This window comes from Moorena sp. SIO1F2 (assembly GCF_010672755.1).
Taxonomy (GTDB): domain Bacteria; phylum Cyanobacteriota; class Cyanobacteriia; order Cyanobacteriales; family Coleofasciculaceae; genus Moorena.
On sequence record NZ_JAAHFV010000068.1, the window covers coordinates 1 to 22,380 of the forward strand.

At 44.1% G+C, this 22,380-nt stretch carries 14 protein-coding genes and 1 pseudogene; 2 read left to right on the top strand and 13 right to left on the bottom strand.

Going from position 1 to position 22,380, the window contains the following annotated elements; all coding sequences use genetic code 11:
* Positions 1–144: 144 nt before the first annotated feature.
* Positions 145–1,866, bottom strand: coding sequence for an AarF/ABC1/UbiB kinase family protein (locus F6J94_RS11340; protein WP_293039913.1), 1,722 nt, complete (start codon positions 1,864–1,866; stop codon positions 145–147).
* A 1,024-nt stretch (positions 1,867–2,890) separates the two neighbouring features.
* On the opposite strand from F6J94_RS11340, the gene F6J94_RS11345 reads away from it, so the two are divergent.
* Positions 2,891–3,535, top strand: coding sequence for an ATP-binding protein (locus tag F6J94_RS11345; protein ID WP_293039916.1), 645 nt, complete (start codon positions 2,891–2,893; stop codon positions 3,533–3,535).
* A 163-nt stretch (positions 3,536–3,698) separates the two neighbouring features.
* Here F6J94_RS11345 and F6J94_RS11350 read toward each other — a convergent pair whose 3' ends face one another.
* From F6J94_RS11350 to F6J94_RS11375, 6 genes are all read right to left on the bottom strand, one after another.
* Positions 3,699–6,308 carry a M1 family metallopeptidase gene (locus tag F6J94_RS11350; RefSeq protein ID WP_293039919.1) on the bottom strand — a complete coding sequence of 870 codons (2,610 nt, stop codon included), beginning with the start codon at positions 6,306–6,308 and terminating at the stop codon, positions 3,699–3,701.
* Between the two features lie 134 nt (positions 6,309–6,442).
* Entirely contained in the window at positions 6,443–7,225 is a 783-nt protein-coding gene (locus F6J94_RS11355; protein WP_293021521.1) for an MlaE family lipid ABC transporter permease subunit, read from the bottom strand.
* A 7-nt stretch (positions 7,226–7,232) separates the two neighbouring features.
* The gene (locus F6J94_RS11360) at positions 7,233–10,274 is read right to left on the bottom strand and encodes a methyl-accepting chemotaxis protein (protein WP_293039922.1); all 3,042 of its coding nucleotides are present in this window, start codon (positions 10,272–10,274) and stop codon (positions 7,233–7,235) included.
* A 262-nt stretch (positions 10,275–10,536) separates the two neighbouring features.
* Positions 10,537–11,067, bottom strand: coding sequence for a chemotaxis protein CheW (locus F6J94_RS11365; RefSeq protein ID WP_293039925.1), 531 nt, complete (start codon positions 11,065–11,067; stop codon positions 10,537–10,539).
* Positions 11,068–11,088: 21 nt separating this feature from the next.
* Positions 11,089–11,454, bottom strand: coding sequence for a response regulator (locus F6J94_RS11370; protein ID WP_293021527.1), 366 nt, complete (start codon positions 11,452–11,454; stop codon positions 11,089–11,091).
* A gap of 299 nt (positions 11,455–11,753) precedes the next feature.
* Complete coding sequence (locus tag F6J94_RS11375; RefSeq protein ID WP_364304510.1) at positions 11,754–12,950, bottom strand: response regulator; 1,197 nt, start codon at positions 12,948–12,950, stop codon at positions 11,754–11,756.
* Between the two features lie 791 nt (positions 12,951–13,741).
* Here F6J94_RS11375 and hmpF point away from each other — a divergent pair.
* Positions 13,742–15,505: a pilus motility taxis protein HmpF gene (gene hmpF, locus F6J94_RS11380; RefSeq protein ID WP_293039928.1), complete on the top strand. Its 1,764-nt coding sequence runs from the start codon at positions 13,742–13,744 to the stop codon at positions 15,503–15,505.
* Positions 15,506–15,514: 9 nt separating this feature from the next.
* Here hmpF and F6J94_RS11385 read toward each other — a convergent pair whose 3' ends face one another.
* From F6J94_RS11385 to F6J94_RS11410, 6 genes and pseudogenes are all read right to left on the bottom strand, one after another.
* Positions 15,515–15,664 (bottom strand): hypothetical protein, encoded by a 150-nt coding sequence (locus F6J94_RS11385; protein WP_293039931.1) that lies wholly within the window; start codon positions 15,662–15,664, stop codon positions 15,515–15,517.
* 17 nt (positions 15,665–15,681) lie between these two features.
* Positions 15,682–16,695 (bottom strand): tRNA lysidine(34) synthetase TilS, encoded by a 1,014-nt coding sequence (gene tilS / locus F6J94_RS11390; RefSeq protein ID WP_293039934.1) that lies wholly within the window; start codon positions 16,693–16,695, stop codon positions 15,682–15,684.
* 184 nt (positions 16,696–16,879) lie between these two features.
* Positions 16,880–17,944 (bottom strand): KGK domain-containing protein, encoded by a 1,065-nt coding sequence (locus F6J94_RS11395; RefSeq protein ID WP_293039937.1) that lies wholly within the window; start codon positions 17,942–17,944, stop codon positions 16,880–16,882.
* A gap of 201 nt (positions 17,945–18,145) precedes the next feature.
* Entirely contained in the window at positions 18,146–19,228 is a 1,083-nt protein-coding gene (gene ccsB / locus F6J94_RS11400) for a c-type cytochrome biogenesis protein CcsB (protein ID WP_293039940.1), read from the bottom strand.
* A 118-nt stretch (positions 19,229–19,346) separates the two neighbouring features.
* A complete protein-coding gene (locus F6J94_RS11405; RefSeq protein WP_293039943.1) occupies positions 19,347–20,885 on the bottom strand; it encodes an MBOAT family protein in 1,539 nt (512 codons plus the stop codon).
* Positions 20,886–21,152: 267 nt separating this feature from the next.
* Positions 21,153–22,380: pseudogene (locus tag F6J94_RS11410) on the bottom strand (DUF1574 family protein); the annotation flags it as partial.

Here is a 22,380-nt window from a genome sequence, read left to right on the forward strand (position 1 = left end):
CTGAAATAAACCAAAGAAGCTTCCTTTTTCGTTTCCCGCGTTCAAAAACCGGTCCCTTTTTTGCTCTAGATTTGCTTCATAGCGCCGGTCGTGACCGGCCAGTCATGATCAGGAATATCGTTGTCAGCCAGTTGGTCTGACACACTATTTGGTAGTAACAGCAGGAGCTTTGGGTAAAATAGCCCCAATCCCATCACTGGAAATAGTACTTAGTGCATTCAAAGCTACATTGAATAAACGTTCTGGTGGTAAATCATCTTTGACTAAGTTCCACAGACTCTGAATTTCTGCTCCATGGAGTTGGTCATCTTCGGTTAACGCTAACAACAGTTCACGTCGCAGAAACTGACCTTCCTCAGACAACAGATATTGCAAACCAAGTTGAGCGGTTGGTAGCAAATCAAAGTTCTGATCAGAGCGAGCGATCGCAATCATATTTTCCAGTCGTTCCCACTGGAATTTACCGTCTTTGAACAACACCTCAATCAAACGCCGCCGCATTTGTGGGGTTTCACCGGTAAGCAGACGCTGAGCTACATAGGGGTAGGAAACCTCGACAATTTTGAAATTCCGATCTAAGCTCAGTGCGAGTCCTTCCTGAGTCACCAGAGAACGGATAATTAAGGAAAACTTGGCTGGAACCCGGAAAGGATAGTCGTACATCAACTCTGAGAACTGATCTGTGATCGTCTTGAAGTTGAAATCCCCGACACTTTCACCAATTGCTTCTCCCAACACAGCTTCTAAGGCTGGGATAATCGGCTGAATATCTGTGTTGGGTGCTAAGAAACCTAATTTAACAAAAGCCTGGGCTAATGATTGATAATCTTTATTAATGAGATCAACAACACAGCTGACAATGGTTTCTTTGGTATCCTGATCTAACTGATCCATCATACCAAAGTCAATATAGCCCATGCGTCCATCCGGAAGGGCAAATAAGTTACCTGGATGAGGATCAGCATGGAAAAAGCCATGCTCTAACAACTGACGCAAACCAGAGGTGACACCGGTTTTAATCAAGCTTGCGGTGTCTAGTCCTAAGGCTTCAATACGTTCTGTGTCTGTTAACTTGAAACCATCAATCCACTCTAGGGTGAGGACACGGATACTGCTGTAGCGCCAGTATATTGCTGGAACCTTCACAGTGGGGTCGTCTTGGAAGTTTAGAGCAAATCGTTCGGCATTGCGACCTTCATTGAGATAATTAATTTCCTCAAAGAGCTTAGTACCAAATTCATCTACAATCAAAGTTAGGTCATGACCGAGATTGAGTGGTAACCAGGGGGCAATCCAGCTAGCTGCCCACCGCATCAAATAAAGATCTAGGGTGAGGACAGGGCGTAAGTTAGGACGTTGTACCTTAACCGCCACCTCTTCACCGGTGTGAAGTTTAGCCCGATAGACTTGACCAAGACTAGCGGCTGCTACAGGTCTTGGGGAAATTTGGCTAAAGAGTTTTTGGATGGAGCGCCCTAACTCTTGCTCGATTATGGACAATGCGATCGCATTGTCAAAGGGAGGCAGCTGGTCTTGTAGTTTGATCAGTTCATCTAAAAAATCTTGCCGAATCAAGTCAGGGCGGGTGGAAAGAGCTTGTCCGACTTTAATAAAGGTTGGACCGAGGTTAGTCAGAAGTTCCCGCAGCTGTGTCGCTCGTTTTAACTTATTCTGCTCAGTCCGGTTGCGCCATTGGTCTAACTTAATACTAAAAACAAAGCTAGCGAAACCCCAGACAATCCTCAGGCAACGCCAAATCACTACCCAAGGTCTGGAACGATAGTAGCGGGCGATCGCTTGTGGATCATAGTACCTTTGGGGTTCATTAGACCGCTGTTCAGGAGATACAAGTTGATGCTGACTCACGCTGAGTATAGGCCTCTCTAAGAAATTTATAGTTTTTTATCTATCTTTTGCGTTTTATTAAATAAGTATACACTTGTACATATACTATAATTCGGTGTTTAAGTCCAATAGTTCATGTAGGGTGGGCAGTGCATCAGACAGATAATGAAGCTTGCAAACCACTTTGGTAGGCACTGCCCACCCTACGATTAATGACAATGGTGCAAGATCTCAGTTTAAGTCCAATCGAAGGTTTAGGGCAGGTTTTGCTACCAGGACAATTGAGAGTCCCATAGAAACCTACACCAGAAACTTGCCCATTTCCTGAACTTCCGATAGTCAATTATGGTCAATTGAGTAGATTACGCTCAAAATAACTGACCAGTCAAAATCACCCCCTCATCCCCTCATTCCCTGATCTGGTCATCTTCAGAGGAACTGGTCACAAATTTCTGCCAAGGTTTACTAGTCCTGTGTCATAGATTTTTTCTAGGTGCGCTTGACCCATTAAGAATTAAATTCCCCACGGGTCGCACCTCTTGATGCATATATCGGGAAAATTGTCAACTTCCATTATTACATTAACCGAGGCTCTAGCTTCGGATTTCAGCTCTGATTTGCGTGTTATCACCGACAGTCTTTAAATTAAAACTTCAGCAGAATCCTCCATGACGGGGCTAAATCAACAAAGCAACAATGGTGTCATATCGATTCCGCTGGTATCGTAGCGAAGCAGCATGGGCAATCTGTTGATTTATCGACGTTGATTTATCGACGTTGATTTATCTACACTATGCTGTTTCCGTGATTGCCCGAACCAAATCGGCACTAAGTACCTGGACAAAAATAAACCTCACTTCTTGATGCAAAGCGCGAGTGGGGGAAACCCCCTGTTCCGAAGCTGCATCGCTGTATTAACTTCTGTAAAGTTGCCAAAAGCCCCTCTGCTCCCAGCTCCGAACGCGCCCCGCGTGGCCCACGGCCTCAGTCCCTGCTCCCTATTTCAACAGTTAATTTTACTTTTGTCCGACTACTTATGTGTCATATGATCGTGCATGATTTGAGACATCCTTTGGCTAATATTATGATATATTTTGATATTTGGCAGCAAACTGAACTTCAAAAAAAACAGCAAAGAAAGACTGAACAAATCTTGAAATTAGCTCTCCAGCTGCGCTCAATGACGGATAACTTATTGATGATGGCGAAGTTACAATCGGGAAAACTTACGCTTAATCGAGACTTGGTGGATATCAATGCACTCGAACAAGAGGTAGTCTTAGATTTCCAAGCCATTGCTTACGAGAAAAACATTCAGCTAGTTAGCGATCTACCAGAATCCAGTAAGACTCTTTTAATTGATGCTAATTTAATCCGCCGTGTCTTAGATAACTTACTCTCAAATGCCATCAAATTTTCTCCTTCACAAAGTAAAGTTATACTGCAAGTATATTATCCAGTAGATCGGGAAACCAAAGCTATAATTCGCATTGCTGATTCTGGACCTGGGATTAATGAAGAATTGCGAAAACGTATTTTTGATAAGTACGATGTGGGAAATTTAATGACTGGAATTTATCAAACTGGTCTGGGATTAACATTCTGTAAAATGGCAGTTGAAGCCCATGGTGGTAGAATATTCGTAGAAAATAATCAACCATCGGGGTCAGTGTTCACTGTAGAAATTTAAGTATAAATTGTAAGCATTCAGCCGTCAGCCGTCAGCCGTCAGCCTTAGCCTTGGCCGTTGGCCACGCTACGCGAATGGCTGAGAGCTGAGAGCTGAGAGCTGAAAGCTGAGAGCTGAATGCTTACGAAATTTAATTAGAAGCTGTAAAAGAAAGACTTCATACTTAATTAGATTTGGCTTCCAGGTTTTCGAGGCGGCTTTTGAGTTCCTGATTATCTTTTTTGAGTTTGTCAAGTTCGTCCCGTAGCTGTTTAAGGGCTTTGTCAGAGCCAATGTTTTTCTGGACTTTCTGAATGGCTTCTTCTGCAATCCGACGAATTCGCCCATCAGGCGTATTCTCTAAAAGCGATCGCAAAATATCCATAGCTTTCGGGGTTTCCATTTTTCCTAGAGCCCCAACTATGGTGACTTGAGTCAAATAGAAGGTTTCACGGGACAGTTCTTCTAATTGCTCCAGGATCGACTCTATTTTATTGGGAGTCTGACCTTTAGAAATGTCTCCTAAAGCTCGAATCGCTGCTAGACGAAGGGGTTGAGGTATGCCAGGAGTGGTATATTCTAAAATTACGTCTAGGGCAATGGGTGAGGATTTAATTTGACTTAAGCCACCAATGGCACCGCTACGTACTACTTCATTCCAACCACTCCGTTCTTGGAGTACTTTTGTCAGCAATTGGATTACTTCATCTTCCCTATCCTTAAGGCTTGCCGAAACCATTCCCCCAAGTGACCTAGCTGCTGAGGCTTCTACGTAGTAGCTGGCATCCCCTTTTTCTAGTAATTGCTTGAGAGCATTGTAGCTTTCTGGAGTCTTCACTTCACCCAAGGCTTGCACAACGGCACGACGCACACGGAGATTTTGATCGGACAAGCCAGCAATTAAGGCGGCTTCGGCTTGATCTAGTTTTACCTTAGCTAATTGTTTGGCTACTTCTAAACGAACACCCCAGAATGATTCACTCTTTAGGGCATCAGACAATGCTTTTACTGCTTCTAATCCTCCCTTTTTCGCCAAGGCTTTCCCTGCATAGATACGGGAGATGGGGTCTGGGTCAAATTTCAGCTGGGCTTTGAGCTCGGCTATGGGGTATTCTAGGGAAACGGTTTTCAGGTAATTATTCCCGTGGTCGAAACTAATCAAGTTAGGTTTTTTCCCCAGTGGGAAATAGAAACTTTGTTCCCGTTCATGAACCCTGACCGTAAATGTCTGTAGGCACGTTTCATTAGACGTTTCCACAGGAGAATCGTCTTCGAGCTGGGTGTAACCAAAGGCAATCGGGATTTTGAGGTCAAATAGCTCACTATCGCTACCCGTGTTACTATCTTTTGCCTGAGTTTGGGTTACTGTAACTTTAGCCAACTGGCTATCCCCATCCCAGGAATAGGCAACTTTGTATTCAGGATGACCCCCCCGGAAGACGTACTGGTCAAATAGGAATAACAGATTACGACCGGTAGCTTTTTCAATCGCCCTTAGCAGGTCAATGGTTTCTACGGTTTTGTGAGCATTATCTTTAACAAAGGTTTGGATGGCTTTCCAGAACAAGTCTTCCCCTAACTCTGCCCGAATCATATGATAGACGCAAGCACCTTTTTCATAAAGGTGCCTATCGTAGAGTTCCATAGCTTCTCGATAGACATGGGTCACCATGGGGCGGCGGTAACGAGAACTATCTTCTGAGATATAGCTACGTGCTTCATTGAGTAGGTAGTAGGCAGCATCATCTTTACCATACTCATGTTCGGTCCAAAACACTTCTGTGTAGGATGCCATGCCTTCCTTAAGCCAGGCATGGGACCAGTGTTTAATCACCACTAAGTCCCCAAACCACTGATGAGCAAGTTCGTGAACCACAAGGCTTTCAGTCCGTTGGTTATCGATAGCTGCTCGTTCATCAAGCAAGCAACGGTCTGTTAACAGAGTGGTGGAGGTGTTTTCCATACCACCAAAGATGAAGTCTTCTACACAGACTTGGGCGTATTTCGGATAGGGGTAGGGATAGCCAAAGGTTTCACTCAAGAACTCTATCATTCCAGGGGTTTTGCCCATGCTGCGGCGAGCATCCTGCTCTCGCCCCTTCTCGACGTAGTAGTTGACTGGTTTGCCCTGCCATTCATCCCGAATTTCCGCAAAGTCTGCTACTGCTAGAGTCATCAGGTAAGTGGGATGAACTTCTTGCTGCCGCCAGTGGTATATGGTTTCATCCCCGTCTTCTTCTGTAGCAATTAGTTCCCCGTTGGAGATAGCAATCAGGGGTTTTGGCACTCTAACGCGGATTTCGGAGGTAGCAAGTTGACCAGGATAATCGAAACAAGGGAACCAGTAGCGAGAGTCTTCATCTTCTCCTTGGGTCCAAACTTGGGTGGGTTTGTTGGGGTAGTGTTGGTTTGGATGAATGAAGTAAATACCCCGCTGGGGGTTGTCTACACTGTATGCGATCGCAATCTTAATCGCTTTTCCAACAACAACCGGGTTAAGTAGCTGAATCTTTAGTTGTTCCCCGTCATACTCAAAGGGTTGGGGGATTTGGTCAACCTGCACTGAGGCGATAGTCAAGTTGACCGCATCAATTACTAGCTGTTTAATGCCGCGTATTGGGTTGAGGGTGATAGTGCAGGTACCGCTAACGCTTTGGAGGGGGATATCCAGAGTTAAATCCAGGAAAATATGCTCCACTTGTCCTGGGCGGTCAGGATTGTATTGGGGTTTAGCACCGGGTAATTCAAACGACTTGTGAGTTTTGCTTTCGGTATCAAAATACGACTGGGACATTAGTGAAGTTGTAGAACTGAACAGTGTGGACAATGGCGTTAAGTGGAGCTATGGGAAGTTTCCCAAAGGAAAAAGAGTCACCCTTCCTGTAGCGGTCGATTGATATATTTTAAGTTAACTCATCATCAAGCTATTTAGCTGATCACCGCACTACCCATCCCTTGGAACATCAACCATGATAAGAAAAAGTTGATAATAAAAATTGCTAGCAAAGCAGTAACCACAGCAGTGGTGGTAGATTGACCGACACCTTTAGCCCCTCCTGTCGTGGTTAACCCCCAGCTACAACCAATCACAGCAATCAACAGCCCAAACACTACAGATTTAATAGCAGCAGAGAACAAGTCCCAAATTCCTAAGAAGTTACGAGCCGAATCAAGAAACAAAGACTGGGGAATACCATAAAGATTTTGAGCCAGCACCAATCCTCCTACCATACCAGTCACAATGGCGAGAATGGTCAACACTGGCAGCATCAGACAACAAGCAATAACCCGAGGAATCACTAAGTAATCAATTGGGTCAGTCTTGAGCATATACAAAGCATCAATTTGCTCTGAAACGCGCATCGTACCAATTTCAGCAGCAAATGCCGAACCAACTCGTCCTGCTAAAACCACAGCAGTCAACACCGGAGCCAATTCCCTAGCCAAAGCTAGAGCCAAGACTCCCCCAATGGCATTGGTGGCACCAAAATTAATGAACTCTCGTGTTACCTGAATGGTAAACACCATACCGATTACAGTAGCAGTGAGCAGAGCAATTATCAGAGACTCTGGTCCAACAGTTACCATTTGCTCGATAGTATTGCGGCGGTGAATCTTCCCAGTTAGTAGATGAAGTATCACTTGCCCAGCTAAGAAAATCGCAGCCAGTAAACGCTGACTCCATAACCCGAGGCTGGAAGTTTTAGCCATTAATCAATCATTTCCCATCATTCGCTTCCACACGGAAACGCTCAACAAATGTCCGCAACTCTCCCGCCACACCGACCAGGTTTTGCAAAGCTCCAGAAACCCTTTGGGCTTCTTGGGAGGTTTCTTGAGCGGTTAACTCAACGGATTGCATCACTTGGGCAACAGCACGGGATGTTTCAGTTTGCTCGATAGTATCTGCAGTGATGGCACGTACTAAAGCATCGATCCGGTTTGCCACTTGCACAATATCTTCTAGGGATTGCTTGGCTTGTTCTGCTCGTTTAGTACCTTCAATCACCTGTTGGGTGCCTTCTTCCATAGCTGTCATAACTAAACCGGTTTCACTCTGGATTTGCAACACAATGTGTTCAATATCCTTGAGTGCCTTGGCTGACTTATCAGCGAGCTGTCGTACCTCATCGGCAACAACAGCAAAGCCTCGACCAGCTTCTCCAGCTCTTGCCGCCTCAATACTAGCATTGAGCGCTAACAAATTCGTTCGGGAGGCAATGGTAGAAATCGATGTAACAATTTTACCTATTTCCTGGGAAGATTCGGCCAAACGCTTGACTTTACGAGTCGTTTCTGCTACAGTTTCACGAATTTGCAAAATTCCTGCCACAGTGCGCTCCACAGCCTCACCACCTTTGAGAGCAGTAGCCGAGGCTGAGCGAGCAACTTCCTCAGCTTCTCGTGCACTCTCTGCCACCCGCTGAATAGCATCGGTCATCACCTGTACAGAGTTCAGGGTCACCGCCAGTTCCTCAGCTTGCCGTAAAGCATCAGAAGACAAGCAACGGGCAAAGGACTCACTATCGGTGGAAGATTTGGTCACCTGACGGACTGCCTGCTTGACTTGTTGTACAATTTCCCGTAGGTTTTGAATGGTCAGGTTGAAGGAATCAGCAACTGCCCCCAAAACATCAGCAGTTACCTCTGCTTGTACCGTTAAATCCCCTCGTGCTGCCCCTTCCACATCATCAAGCAATCGAATTACCTGGCGTTGGAGGTCTTCTTTTGCCTGTTCTTGCTCTTCTGCCTTTCGTTGTGCTTCAGTCATCGTTGTCAAGATGACTCTAGCCATTTGGTTGAAACTATGGGCTAGCTGACCCAATTCGTCCTGGTAATAAACCGTAGCATGGGCATTGAGATTACCCTGAGAGACTCCTTCAAACTGGGTTTTCAGGTTTTCGGTACTACGTCTAATCTGCCTAGCTGTAATATTACCCACAGCCAGAGTAGTACCAAAACTGGCAACACCAGCGGCTAGGGTCATTATAATACTAGTATTTCGCACGTGGTTTTTGAAGGATGGCTCATCTCGAACCATGTATTGTGCTCCAGCACTAACCGCCGCTACCACCACCATTGAGACCGCGCCAGTAATCAAGGCAGTCATCCAATTCTTCTGGTTGACAGGAGCGTTTTCTATGGCAGCTAGTGGACCTTGGTCAATACTAACAACCAGCTCTTTGTCAATGTCTTTAGTGGGATTATAAATTGGGATTGGCTCGGTGGCACTACTAAGGCTAAATAGCTCCTCATTCCCAGTGGCTGACGGATAATCATGACTGGCTACAGCACTAATACCACTGGTGTTCATCTCCATTGACCCAGTACTTCCCAGTGTTGAGCCAGTAGTGCTTAATACATCAAAACCACTATTGTCATCACTCTGATTGGACAGTGCTTGCTGATCATCAACAGAGAAATCAGGGATTGAATCTAAATCATCATCAAATAGGTCAAACTCATCTAAAAACCCCTCTTTTACCCCTTGATGTGCTTCAATTCCTGACAATATTTCCTCTTCTGATTCCGTTACATCATCCATTGTCCAAGAATCATCATCAAAGGATTCCAAATTAATTTGGTCTGGGCTTGGAGAGTTGAACCCATTGTGATCGTAAGCTGAGTCCAAAAGTTGCTCATCCGAGCCATAGTTTCCCCCTAAATAGGGTTCAGTAGAGTCAGCCGCCTCATCATTGAGATATTCTAAGTCCTCTTGATTGTCAGCATAGGCTTGAGTATCCCCAGAAGTTGGTTTCTCAGGTTCCAAAGGCTGCTCGCTGGGAGGGGTAGGATAAGAACTTGGAGTCGGGTAAAAATGCCCCTCAAGCTCTTCTGAATTCATTAACAGGGTTGCGGCTTCAACAAAGGAATTCTTTGATTGCTCCTCAAGATCGCTAAACTCGTAATCCGGCAGAGATTCTAATTCTTCTTCACCCAGGATGTTAAACTCAACTGTGCTCGATTCACTAGTTAACTGTTCTGAACCTAAAGAGTGATCTTCGTCTAAATTCACCTCCGGAGACACCATAAATGTTTGTAGACCCTCCTCTTGAGAGAGTTCAGGAAAGTGTCCTTCTGTGCCATTGTAAGAAGTCTGACTACTGACAGCATTAACATCGAGTTCTAAATCCTCAGAGGCAATTTCCCAACTCTCTAAATCCTCACTGTCTTCTTCTAAGTCACTGACGATACTAAAAGGGTCTAGATTAGAAGCAGACTGTAACTCTATGGCTCCTTCATCACTAGTGGAATCTTGAAAATAATCGTTAAAGGGTGAGGTTGATTCTGAAGCAAAATCATCAACCCCTGTGTTATCCAAACTTAAGCTTTCCGGGTCAAATTCACTGATATCATTAAAATCAGCGAAGTCTTGCCAATTTCCTGCTGTGGGTTCTGCACTCAACTCCTCAGTATCATCTAGTTTTACCTGTGATGTATTGACATCATCATCAGGTGATAACCCAGCCTCCTGATGACCATTTGTAGATTGCTGGGCGTACTCTAGACCGTTGTTGGCATAATTCACAAAATCTGGCTCAGAGGTCAGATTGAGTACTGATTCATACTGTTGGCGAGCCACATCGTACTGCTGTAGACCATAGCAGTAAATATGACCCCGCAGTAGCAGCGCACTGGGTTCATTAGGGAAATCCTCAATCAAACGATCAACAATTGTTGCCGCTTCTTGGTATTTGCCCTGCATATAGGCTTTTTCGGCTTCCCCATACAGCTGGGGGTAATTTATACTGGATGCCATTTACCTCCTCCCGAAGCATTAAAAATTAATTTAATGTTTAATAATAAGGCTCTACCGGACATAGTGTGTATAAAACCGCGCTTATTGCCGACTAGGTCTGATTGGACGTTTTTTTTATAAAAAATCATTCTATTAAAAACTGAAACTCCCGCAACATGATGATTATAATAATTATTTCATAACATTTTGACACAGCAATTTCGGGAGAGCCAATAATAATTAATCCAACTAATTTTTAATGTTCAATTTTTAATAATTAGTTTTAGGCTGCCCACCTGGCTGAGCGTATAATCGCCACATGATCAAGTAGTCGCAGAACTTGATTAGACTCAATGTCTAGCAACCACTCACCGCGTAAGAAAGGAGCCATACTATCGGCAACATTGGTAGGCATATGTAACTTTTCCACATCCAGCCAGTCTGTACAGACAATTTCTTGAACTGCCAACCCCAGCATAGTGTCTTGATCTTCAATAACAATAACAGGGATTTCGATACGGTCTGTATTTAAAACCGTTTTATCCCCCAGAAACTGACCTAGATCTGAGACCCAAATTACCCGTCCACGTCGATTGAAAGTCCCCAACAATAAAGGGGAAGCATTAGGAATAGGAGTAATTTGTTCAGGGCAGGGGTCAATTACCTCTTTGATACCAGTAGCCGGCAGAGCAAATTCATCACCAGATCGCAGATAAAACCGCAGGTATAGTTCGCCTTCAGGACTTTCCAATTCCTGCAATTCTGGGGCTTGTTCAAGAGCAGAGTCAGTTACAAAGTCCGGATTAGCAACCATTCCCGTCAAATACCAATATATTTATGTTCTAAGTAGCTGTCTAACTGTTCCAATCAACTCCGTTGGCTGAAAAGGCTTAGCAATGTATGCATCTGCACCTTGCTTCATGCCCCAATAGCGGTCAAATTCTTCACCTTTTGAAGAACACATAACCACTGGCACATTCTGAGTTTTAGGGTCAGCCTTAAGACGGCGACAGACCTCATAGCCATTCATGCGTGGCATCACTATATCCAAGACCACTACATCTGGACAAGACTCTAGAATATGTTCTAAAGCCTCAACACCATCACTGGCAACATCCACCTTCAAACCACTACCTTTGAGGAGGTCTGAGATCATCTGCCGTTGAGCAAGGCTGTCTTCTACAACTAAAACTTTACTCATAACTCCTAGCTCGACCCTCGGGAAATAGTAGTGAAATTAAACTACAGCCCGATTTGGGTCTATAAATTAAATCATGATTACAGTATCGCTCATCTATTGGTGGTGATACCAAGAAAGACTAGATTTTTATTGAATTTGTGGAAGCTTCTAGCTTGACCAGTGGGTTTAATTAGGATAGTGTTGGTTAATTAACTGATGGGTTAGACGCCTCTATTAATAAGTTAAAGGCTGACAGAGCAAGATTCTCCCCTTGATCTAATTCTTTGGTCAGGGTATGACTATCTTGGCATTGTTCTAGATCACCTGGACCAAATGTATTTTTCCAAAAGCATCAATAACTCATGATCTCCGAAGGGCTTCGTTAAGTAGTCAGTTGCGCCTACCATCCGGGCTCTGACGCGATCGATAAAGCCATCTTTGCCTGTGAGCATGATGATGGGGGTTTGCCGAAATGCTGTGGATTGGCGTAACATGCCACAAAGCTCATAACCATCTAGGTCGGGCATTACTAGGTCACAGAGGATGAGATCGGGTTGGAGTTGAAAAACCTCACTCAGAGCCTTTAGGGGCTTCTGTATTGCTGTGACTTTATAACCTTTGGCTTCTAGGGTATATTCCACAGCTTTTCCAACTGCGAGATCATCATCAACACAGACAACAGATCGTGTAACTTTCTTCAACTCCCATTGCTCTTCAATGGCTGGCGTATCTGCTTCTTTGGGGGTCACCATTTGGATTGACCCCTGTTGTACATAGGGATAAATAGCCCGAGCTACGGTGATCAGGTCGCGATGGAGATAACGGGACAACTGGCGTAGAGAAGTTTTGCCATCTACCCAACTGCTGATGAGTCTAAAGGATTTTTCGGGCAGTGTAGCCTGTAACTGGTCATGGGCAGTAATCATTGGACACTGATGGGGAGATTGGATATGAGGGCACAATTGCTTCCACTCCTGCACCTGCTTCATAATCTCTGTGACCAATGGTCCTATTTCTAAGGTAGTAAGTTGCGGTGCTAATGCCGGACCAATTTCAAATACAAAGTAGCCATGGTGAAAGCTCAGCAAATCAAAAAGGGTTTCATTAACCATGCTTTGAATAATGCTTCGCCCTTGGTTTGGTGTGATCACATGCTTTTCTAACAAAGCCCAAAGATAACCATACTCTAGAGCATTGGTAGCGGCAATGGACAGACTTTCCAATTCCTTGAGAGCATCATTGGCTTTATAGCGGCGCAGATAATCATGCAGGCGCGACAAGCTCCCATCGCTGTCAGCAGCATAGGCAATCTGGCCATTCAGGAAGAAGACAAACCAATAAGGACCGGGACTTGGTAGTTTTGGCTGCTGGTAAAGTCTACCTGAGGCAAAACGATGACTGCCACTATTGCTAGCCTTGCTACTAGGGTGAGAGCTGTATGCCTCGACTAAGAGTTCCCCGGTTCGCTGACCTAGCTCGATCAGTTGCAGGATGCTACGGATATCAATTTCACTCAAAGTTCCCTGCATTTAAAGACAATGTGCTCCTAACAACCTGTTGATGAATCTGAGATTATGACCTGTCATTGAGTTTAAGGATGCCCATAAACTGGTACTGATCTATCTTTGCTCAAGAAACCGCTTAACTGTAAACTGAAAATATCCCAAAAAATTGGGTGAGGCTAGTATAGTTGGTAAGGAATCGCTTCTGTAAGCCAACTGGTGGAAGCTTACCATGGCTGCAGACAGCTAACCATGAGCGAAGTAACTGATTAGGGGTAAGAGTGGGATTTTGACGGTTACTGGAAAATTAAGCTAAGATGTCCAAGGTTCTAGGTTAGGACTTTAAACACCATTGGATAGCATATAAGCATATAAATTAAGTATATTTATTTGAATAGGGATTAGACACAAGGTAAGAAAGTGATGGGGTAAGATGTTATGTTCAATCTAGCTAGAAAAATCGACCACTAGGGTTGATAAAATCTATGCTTGGGGAAACTAGACAGATTGGGGAAACTAGACCCCCCCTGTGGGAAGATTCCTAAGACTATCCTCATAAATCTATTTTTATTCTGCTAACCTTGATTGACTGGCAGATCAAGTCTGGGAAATACCTTAAAATACCTTTAGTGTCTAAATATACTGAATACCGTCATCCTTTAAAGGACTAATAGCCTTAAGGATCAAAACAAAATCGGTTGACCAATCATCTCCGAAAATTACCACCCTGCAACCCCAAAGGGGTTAAGCGTTCAAATGTGTTAATTAAGAATTGGGCACAATACAATTAAAAGAGGACGATCAGTGTGCTGTATCTCGCAGAGGTAAGAAAGCAGAAAACTGGGTTTATGGGTAGAGCTCAGGCCGAACTCAAACTGCTGGCTTTTCAGCGGACTGACCAGAGTTGGAATAAGGTGTCTGGGGAGGAAGTGCTTCCGACAGAACAAGCCAATAACTTTGGTGATGGTGCGTTGGTGATTGTTAACCTGAGTGGGAATCGACAAATACAGGGGACAATCGAGGCAGCGGGGGGAAGGTTAGTCAATCTATTGCAAAATTTCTCTCGCTTGCTAGAAAAGTCAAAAAACCAGGAAGAAGAAATTGAGCAGTGGAAGCAATCTTTGACCTATCAAAGTCAAGAACTCAACCGTCGCGAGATGGAAATGGAAGCGCGGCTTGAGCAGATGCAAACGATGGAGGAGGATTTTTCCAGAATAGAGCAACAACGCCAAGAACTGGAAACTACTGAGGCAGAAACTGCTAAACTCAGACAAGAATTGGAGCGTAAAAGTAAGGAGCTCGAAGGTGCTTGGGAACAACTCCGGGGACAGCAGCTACGCTTACAAGAGCAAGTTTCAGAGGGTCAGTACTCTGCTGGTTTAGATGCTCAGCAGGCTGGTGTGATTCAGCAATTGCTCAATCGCTTATCAGGAGGAGCAGAATCAACACAATCTGTCTGGGAACCACTGAATCAAGCCTTGGAAGTAGTCAAGCATCAGCATTCGGTGTTGGATAATCACTGGAAGAAGTTAAATGAACAACGTCTATTAGCTCAAAAATTGGAAGCAGAGGTTGAGGGTCAAGGGCAGGAAGTCCAACATCAAACCCGAAAGTTACAACAATTACAAGCATCCTGTGAACAGGCAAACCGGGAAAGGCAAGTGCAGCAAACTAATCTAGAGATCAAGCTCGAATCAGCTAGGATGGTGAGTCTGCAACTCCAAAATCAGGAAAAATTATACCAAGAACTGGCTCGAATGGCAACAACATCAGGGGATGTCAAAATTAGCCAAATGGTGGATATTGCAGCACTAGAAAAAATGCCCTTGGGTGAGTTACAGGATATAGTTCAGAATTTGCAGCAGGATTTGGAAAAAGTTGTACGCTTCGTCAATGACCAAGAAGAAGAACTAACACTCCAACACCAAGGGATTGAAGAACTACAAGAACAGATTAGGGTCGCTAGTGAGTACGATCGTATTAGTCTAGAAACCCAGTTAGCAGATGAGCAAGACCGTTACCAGATGCTGGACAGAACCTTGGTGGGTCAACGCCGGACTCTATGGGAACGAGAAGAAATTATAAATCAGCATCTACGAGTGTTACGACTGCGGCAAGGAATTGTGGATAGTAATGGTCAACAAAACCAGAAAATTGACTTAGGACCAATTTTGCTCGAACTAGAAGCACAGTGCAAAAAACAGTCAGATCAATTGCAACAACTAGAACGAGAAATTGAACAGATGCGCCTTAGGGTTAGCCAAGCTGAAGAATTGATCAATCAACAAACCCAAGAAAAGGATGCTAAGCTGGCTCAGGTAAAAAATTGGGAGGAAAGTTGGCTCTCCAATCAGGTGAAGGTCGCTCAACTTTGGGGCAAACTTCATCTCTATGAAGAAACCCTACAGCCATTGCAAGATGGTGTCAATGAACTTCGACAAAAGCTGGATGCGATCGCAAATGCTCTGAATCACATCCAGAAAACAGGTGGTTCTCAACAACAAGCGATCGCTCAAATATCTCAAATCATCAGTAGCTTAAGCCAATCTCCAGAGTTGGCAGCTTCTTAGGTTTAAGGTTTAATATTGTTCGCGTAGCGTGGCCGAAAGGCCAAGCTTGAATGTTAGAAGTTTGAATGTTAAAGGTTGAATGTAGTTCGCCCCGTATTCGTTGTAGGGTAGGTTGAAGGAGAAAAATTTCTCGGAAACTAAGAGATAGAAGTGTTTCATACTTAATACTTAATACTTCATACTTCAGTATTAAGAATAATCCATTCCTCTTCTACCAAGGCTGTTACTCCACCAGGAAAGGATGACGTTCGAGAGCGGTTGGGAGCAGCAATTAAACCAGTCACCGCTTCGATTTGCTCAAAGCTGAGGGCTTTGGTTTGGTTTTCCTGAAGGAACTTCCGAATCACACGACGTTGCAGAGCTAGGGGAGCTTGCTGTAATACCAGACGATTCAATCGTGGAGGGCTATTGCTAGCAGGATCTTCCTCGACCGTAGGTACTGCCATGGCTTGCTTTTGGATTTGCTCAGCAGTGTTTTCGAGATATTCCACGTCTGCTCGCAAGATTTCAGCAATTTGGGACAAGGCTGTCTCAACTTGTGGGTTGAAATGGGTTTTTATATAGGGTATTAGCTCTTGGCGGATGCGGTTACGGGCATAGTTAAGGTCTTGATTGTAAGCATCCACCCAAATAGAAAGTTGCTGCTGCTCGCAAAACTGGAGAGTTTCGCTACGGGATGTGTCAAGTAAGGGACGCACCAGACGTACTCCAGGAGCAAGAGGTCGTTCCCAGGTCAAAGCTTGCAAGCCATCAGTCCCTGAACCTCTGATCAGGTTATAGAGGACTGTTTCAGCGCGATCGCTTTTTGTGTGACCAGTGACAACAGTGGGATAACCTTGAGTTTGGGCAATGTCAATCAGGGCTTGATAACGCCACTGCCGCGCTGCTGATTCGCTCTTTGTCACTTCAGGGGCGGTTCGTAGATGAAATGGAAGTCCCCAACTTTGAGCAATTTGCTGTACATGAAGGGAAATTCCCTCATCATAGGGCCAACGGTGGTCACAGTGGGCGATTCCTAGCTGCCATTTCCACTTGGGCTGTAAATCTAGGAGTAGTTTGGTTAGGCAAAGGGAATCTTGCCCACCGGATACGGCTACTAAGACCTGCTGATTCTTGGGTAGTAGCTTCTTTTGCCGCAGGGTTCTATGTAGCCGTGCATGAAGAGGTGTCCAACTCGGTATCTCAGACATTAGAGTTGTTATGAATAGTTATCCAAAACTTTGACATTTTGAATTTTGTAGGTCATAGATACCCTAACAATCCTATAAATCCTAAACCCTCAAGGTTATTGAAAGCTTTGAAATCGGCATGTTCACTACGATGCTCCCATGTCAACATTTACCACAACATTTAGCAATAGACTATTATTTAAGCTTATTTAAGCTCATTCATTTCTTGCCAGACATCATCCATTAGGGAATTATCATCACCGTTTTCTGATTCCTCATCAAAGGAAATATCGTCCAGTTGAAACATGTCTTCATCACTATCATCAGACATGTCACCCAGATCAAAATCATTACTACTGTCTGTTGATACTGCTGACAAATCCAGCAAATCTTCTTCCGCTGCTGTCGGTGATTCTAGGAACTCTATATCTTCGTCACTTTCGGAAAGTTCTCCTAAATCAAACTCATCTTCTTCTTGACTGGTTGGGGTTTGTTCGAAACCAATATCTTCCTCACTATCGGAAAATTCTCCTAAATCAAACTCATCTTCTTGACTGGTTGGGGTTTGTTCAAAACCAATATCTTCCTCACTATCGGAAAATTCTCCTAAATCAAACTCATCTTCTTCTTGACTGCTTGGGTTTTGTTCGAAACCAATATCTTCCTGACTTTCCGCACTTTCGGAAAAGTCTCCTAAATCAAACTCATCTTCTTCTTGACTGCTTGGGGTTTGTTCGAGAGCAATGTCTTCATCTGCATCAAGTGTAGGTTTCAGTGTGATCTCATCCGAGATAGTAGTTGAGGTATCTTCCTCTAGTGCTTCAGCTACTGATATTCCAGTAGCAGTCACAGCGGCTGTGGCTGCTCCAACTCCAAGGTCGAATCCAGAATCATTGCTAGTTTCTGGCTCTGCAAGGTCTGGCTGTTCTGCTACCTGGGTTGATGTGCTTTGCAATGTTTCACCACCAATAGCTGATATATCATCAACTTTATCCTGAGTATCGACAAGGCAAAATTCTAGATTAAGTCTTACCTTGCCTTGCTGCCAGTCATTAGCAGCAAATTGCAACACTTCACAGGGAATACCCGATTCCCTAAACCAACTTTCCTGTTCTGGAGTCCATTCATCCCCTAAAACTTCTACCAATTTCTTTTTGATAGCAACTAAGAATTCACCGACCCTAAAGGTACGGTTACCAATAAAGATTTGAGCAGATTCATCCACTGATAGTACTTCACCAACAGCGAGTGGCTTGAACTGATTATCCACGACTATTTTCCCCGATCAAACTTTTCGATAAGCTTCCATGCCTAGAGGGCAGGAGTTTCATTGCCCAACCATGGAGCCAAATATTCCTTTGAGCCAAAGGTCGGTTTCCTAGGGTTAATTCCCCGATGCCTCTAGGCATTAAAGCGGGTTTTAAGTAGAAGCAATTTAGGGCATGCACTCAATCACGGAAATATATAGTTCTTAGAAGAACCAGCCGTAGGAATGTAAGCCTTTACCCAATAGATTGACTCCTAGATAGCAAACCCAGACAACTAGAAGTCCTGTTCCTGCCAAAATTGCTGGTCGGCGTCCTTGCCAGCCACGGGTAATGCGGGCATGGAGATAGGCAGCAAACACTAGCCAGGTAATTAATGCCCAGGTTTCTTTTGGGTCCCAACTCCAGTATGAACCCCAAGCCTCGTTTGCCCAAACGGCACCGGCAATAATCCCAATGGTGAGCAGAGGAAATCCCAGCCCAATAATACGATAGCTGATATTATCGAGAGTGTCGGCAATATTTAGCCTCTGGGGTGAGAGGGTGGGTGCTGTGGATACCGATGGTACGGGTGAGTCGGGGGTAGTGACTAAATCTAGCACTGCTGTAGTACTAGCTGCATTACTCTGTCCCACTTCAGCTAAAGGGGATGAGGTATCAGAGGTAACTAGAGGCTGAGAAATTGATTCTTTACCGTTGCGCTGTAGTTTAAAAGTAGAATTACCTGGTAAGTTAGTCTTGCTGCGATAGCCACCAGTCCCGACAGAACTTCCTCGCAGTTCCACGTTCTGACCACGAGTAATCACTAAAAATGCGATCGCTACCAGGGAACCGACCATCAGGGTGGCGTAACTGAGCATCATGATGCTAACATGCATCATTAACCAATTGGATTTCAGAGCAGGTACCAATGGAGCGCTTTCCTGCATATCTGGTGGTAGGGATAGAGCCGCAAACGCGGTAATTCCCATGGCGACTGGTGCAGTAGCCACCCCTACCAATCGGCTGCGACTCATGTTTTCAGCAATTAGATGAACTGTGGTAATTCCCCAGGTTAAGAAAAACAGGGATTCATAGAGATTACTGATCGGGAAGTAGCCTGCCTCTAGCCATCTTGCTCCGAGTAAGGTAGCAGTGCAAAGGTTAGCGGTTGCCATGCCTGATGTTCCTAAGGCTGACAAATAAGGAATTTTAGGAAAAGCGGCTCCTACCCAGTAAATTAACATCGTCACAAACAGGACGAAAAAGGCAATATTATCTAATTTGTTCTGGAGTGTAACCAGATCCATAAAGCGTTCTCTCTTAAGTCTTGTATAAAGCTTATATTATTGCAGCATTACTACTATCCTATCCCTTCGATGTGCCCCTTTTGATAGAGTTCTAGTGCGTTATAGCGCTACGGGCAAGTCAGAAATCGAAATAAATGTAAGGGAGACCACTCTGAGGAGCAAACAACCAAACTACGTAGAGACCTACTGGTACCAACAACAACTTCACCGGCCAGTTGAGTTGTAATTTCAGACCCCTTCGGATAGTGTAAACCCCAGCCATTGAGGCTGCTAAGCTAACTAACAGGAGAACCACCCAGAAGCGTTCCATACCAATAGCGGTTAAGTAGACTTTTTGACCAAATTGGATGTCAGCTGGGTGACCCCAGAGATTCTGGATGACTAAACTGGCTTGTGTGAGATTGGGGATGCGGAAAAATATCCAGGCAGTAAACACCATAAATTGGGTCAAAAACCAACTGACCAATACCCCTGACCAACTTTGCCACCAACGTTTTATCCCATCTCTATTTTCACAGAAAGCTTCGGTCAAGCGATGAAGAACCAACGCCAGACCATGCAAGCCACCCCAGGCTACAAATCCCCAAGCTGCTCCATGCCAGATACCAATAATGACCATTACGATGAATAGGTTAAGGCAGGTACGAGCAACCCCTTTACGGGAACCGCCCAAGGGAAAGTAGAGATAGTTACGGATCCAATCCCCTAGAGTGATGTGCCAGCGACGCCAGAAATCCGCAATGCTGATACTGAAATAGGGAAAATCAAAGTTTTCTGGAAGATTAATGCCCAGTAACACTGCACTACCACGGGCAATGTCTACATAGCCGCTGAAATCGAAATAGAGTTGTAAACCGTAGGCAAAGATAGCTAACCATAAATCTCCACTACCAGCCCGTTCTATATTGCCAAAACACAAATCAACAAAAATACCAATGTGGTCTGCTAACAGTGCCTTTTTAATCGCACCAGATGTAATCAACCAAAGTCCTTCTGTTGCTCGGTCAAAACTTGGAAATTGTAAGGTTTTAAGTTCAATAGCAAACGGATGATAACGAGTAATTGGACCAGAAATAAGTTTAGGAAAAAACAACTTATAAGCAGCAAACTGGAGGAGATTACGAGTTGCTGGAGCCCCACGATAGACATCAATGATATAAGCAATGCCCTCAAATATAAAAAACGATATTCCTAGAGTAACAATTAAGTTATCCCTAATCCAATTAGCCCCATCTTGAGCAATTGTCAAGTTGAGAATTACTGCTAAATTGGACAATATAAAAGGAATATACTTGAAGCCAAGCAAAAAGATAACATTTATGAAAATCCCTAGGCTCAGTAGTCTTGACCGTCGGTTATTCCAAAAACTATCAGCCACTAGCCATTCTTCATTGGAAAGATGATAATTAGTAGCATGGGAACCAGAAACTGTATTCGTACCTAGTGCTTGTCCAAAGTAAAAATTAATTAGGGTAATCAATACCAACAGGGGAATGTATTGGATTTGTAGTGAAGCATAAAAGATTAGACTGCTAATTAATAAAACCAAAAGTTTTAGTTTGGGAGAACCTGTGGCACCTGTAGAACGTTGCACCAACCAGTAGATTCCCAAAACTGCTAGCAAGAAACAGCTGTAGGTAATCGAAATAAATGACATAAAGATAAAGGATGAAGGATGTTCGCCTGATAGCGTGTAAGCATTCAGCTATCAGCCATCAGCATATGCGCTACGCGCATATGCTTACATATCGTTTCCGTTTGAATAGTTATAGCGGTTTGCTTGTAGGTTAAGTATAATTACGAATCTTGACTACTGACTACTGACTACTGACTACTGACTACTTGTTGTTATGGAAATTAGCGCGGGTTGCAAACCGCTATATAATTATTGGTTGTTATTCAATTTCAAATTAATAATTCATGATTAATCACTAATGACTAATGACCAAGGCATCATTGGATCTTTAGCCAACTGGTTAGAAACTTGGTAAGCACCATAGCGGTTGAGATGACTGGGGTCGGAAAAGTAGTCATATTTAGTTAGCAACATCTTATTTAAATCTCGGAAAATTAATCTCCCTTCTAAATCCAAGTTGTACATGTATCCCTGAAATTGTTTCTCATATTTGCTCCGCACTGGATCTAAATATTCTTTGGTCAGGGGTAGGTTGAGCATAACGATACTAACGTCATGCTTCTGGGCAAATTCCAGCAAGTTTCTTAGGGCTTTGTCTTGCTGACCTCCTAGCTGAAAATACCGGTAATCACCATCATAAATACCGGGAACTTTAGGATGTTTCTGGTAGTAGGTAGCGGTGTTAAAACGAGTTGACAGGGGCAGGAAGCCATCAAAGTCAATTTTCCACGTTAGGGATAATTTATGTTGAGGCTTTTTGGCAGTTTTGGTTGTGTCTGGTAGGAGGAACTTTTCTAGGTCAACCAACTTTTCCCGTAACAGAGATTTGAGCTGGCTTCGTTGAGGATAAGTTAACGAAATTTTGGCTATTGACTGATTTAGCCAGTCACTGATATACTTATAACTATCCTTCAAAACCTCTAGAGGTTGGTCTGTGGCATCTGTCGGTAATGGTGGTTGTTTAGTGCGGTTCGGAAAAACTCCTGCCATTAGAGCTTGGTAACCTGGTGATCCGATAATCGAGTTGTAGGTAGCATCCACTCGACCATTGTTAAAGGCTCTGACCCCATCAGCCCAAATAATCAATTTAGGCAGTTGCTCGGGAGTTAAGACGCGCCGAACCATGAAGTCTACTACCTGAGCTGTCGCACCATTAACCCCAAAGTTAAACACGTCAATGTCAGGATAGCCCTGTTCTTCCAAGGCATCTTGCAGGGCAATGGGATCGATTCCCCGCATGGCTCTGGAACTCCCCATAATCAGTACATCAGGGATACCATTTTGAAGCAGGCGTTGTTGGTACAGAGCTAGCTTTTCATCTAACATCTGGTTATTGAATGAAGGATTCGGCGATCGCGCTGCAGCCAGCATGGCTGCCATGGTGGCATTGCCGTTTTCATTCACAATCACCATGGTATCCCCAGGAGCAGTAAATCCAGAGGTGTTGAAGTTTTCAGTCCCGAGACCCGCCCCTTTTTGCAAAGATAGTTGGGGCAAAGCAATGGGTTTGGGTGAT

Coding starts and splice junctions, on each gene's coding strand:
- F6J94_RS11370 (WP_293021527.1), bottom strand. CDS start 11,454: ATGAGTAAAGTTTTAGTTGTAGAAGACAGCCTTGCTCAACGGCAGATG.
- F6J94_RS11365 (WP_293039925.1), bottom strand. CDS start 11,067: ATGGTTGCTAATCCGGACTTTGTAACTGACTCTGCTCTTGAACAAGCC.
- ccsB (WP_293039940.1), bottom strand. CDS start 19,228: ATGGATCTGGTTACACTCCAGAACAAATTAGATAATATTGCCTTTTTC.
- F6J94_RS11350 (WP_293039919.1), bottom strand. CDS start 6,308: ATGTCCCAGTCGTATTTTGATACCGAAAGCAAAACTCACAAGTCGTTT.
- F6J94_RS11360 (WP_293039922.1), bottom strand. CDS start 10,274: ATGGCATCCAGTATAAATTACCCCCAGCTGTATGGGGAAGCCGAAAAA.
- F6J94_RS11355 (WP_293021521.1), bottom strand. CDS start 7,225: ATGGCTAAAACTTCCAGCCTCGGGTTATGGAGTCAGCGTTTACTGGCT.
- F6J94_RS11405 (WP_293039943.1), bottom strand. CDS start 20,885: ATGTCATTTATTTCGATTACCTACAGCTGTTTCTTGCTAGCAGTTTTG.
- F6J94_RS11385 (WP_293039931.1), bottom strand. CDS start 15,664: ATGAAACACTTCTATCTCTTAGTTTCCGAGAAATTTTTCTCCTTCAAC.
- F6J94_RS11345 (WP_293039916.1), top strand. CDS start 2,891: ATGATCGTGCATGATTTGAGACATCCTTTGGCTAATATTATGATATAT.
- tilS (WP_293039934.1), bottom strand. CDS start 16,695: ATGTCTGAGATACCGAGTTGGACACCTCTTCATGCACGGCTACATAGA.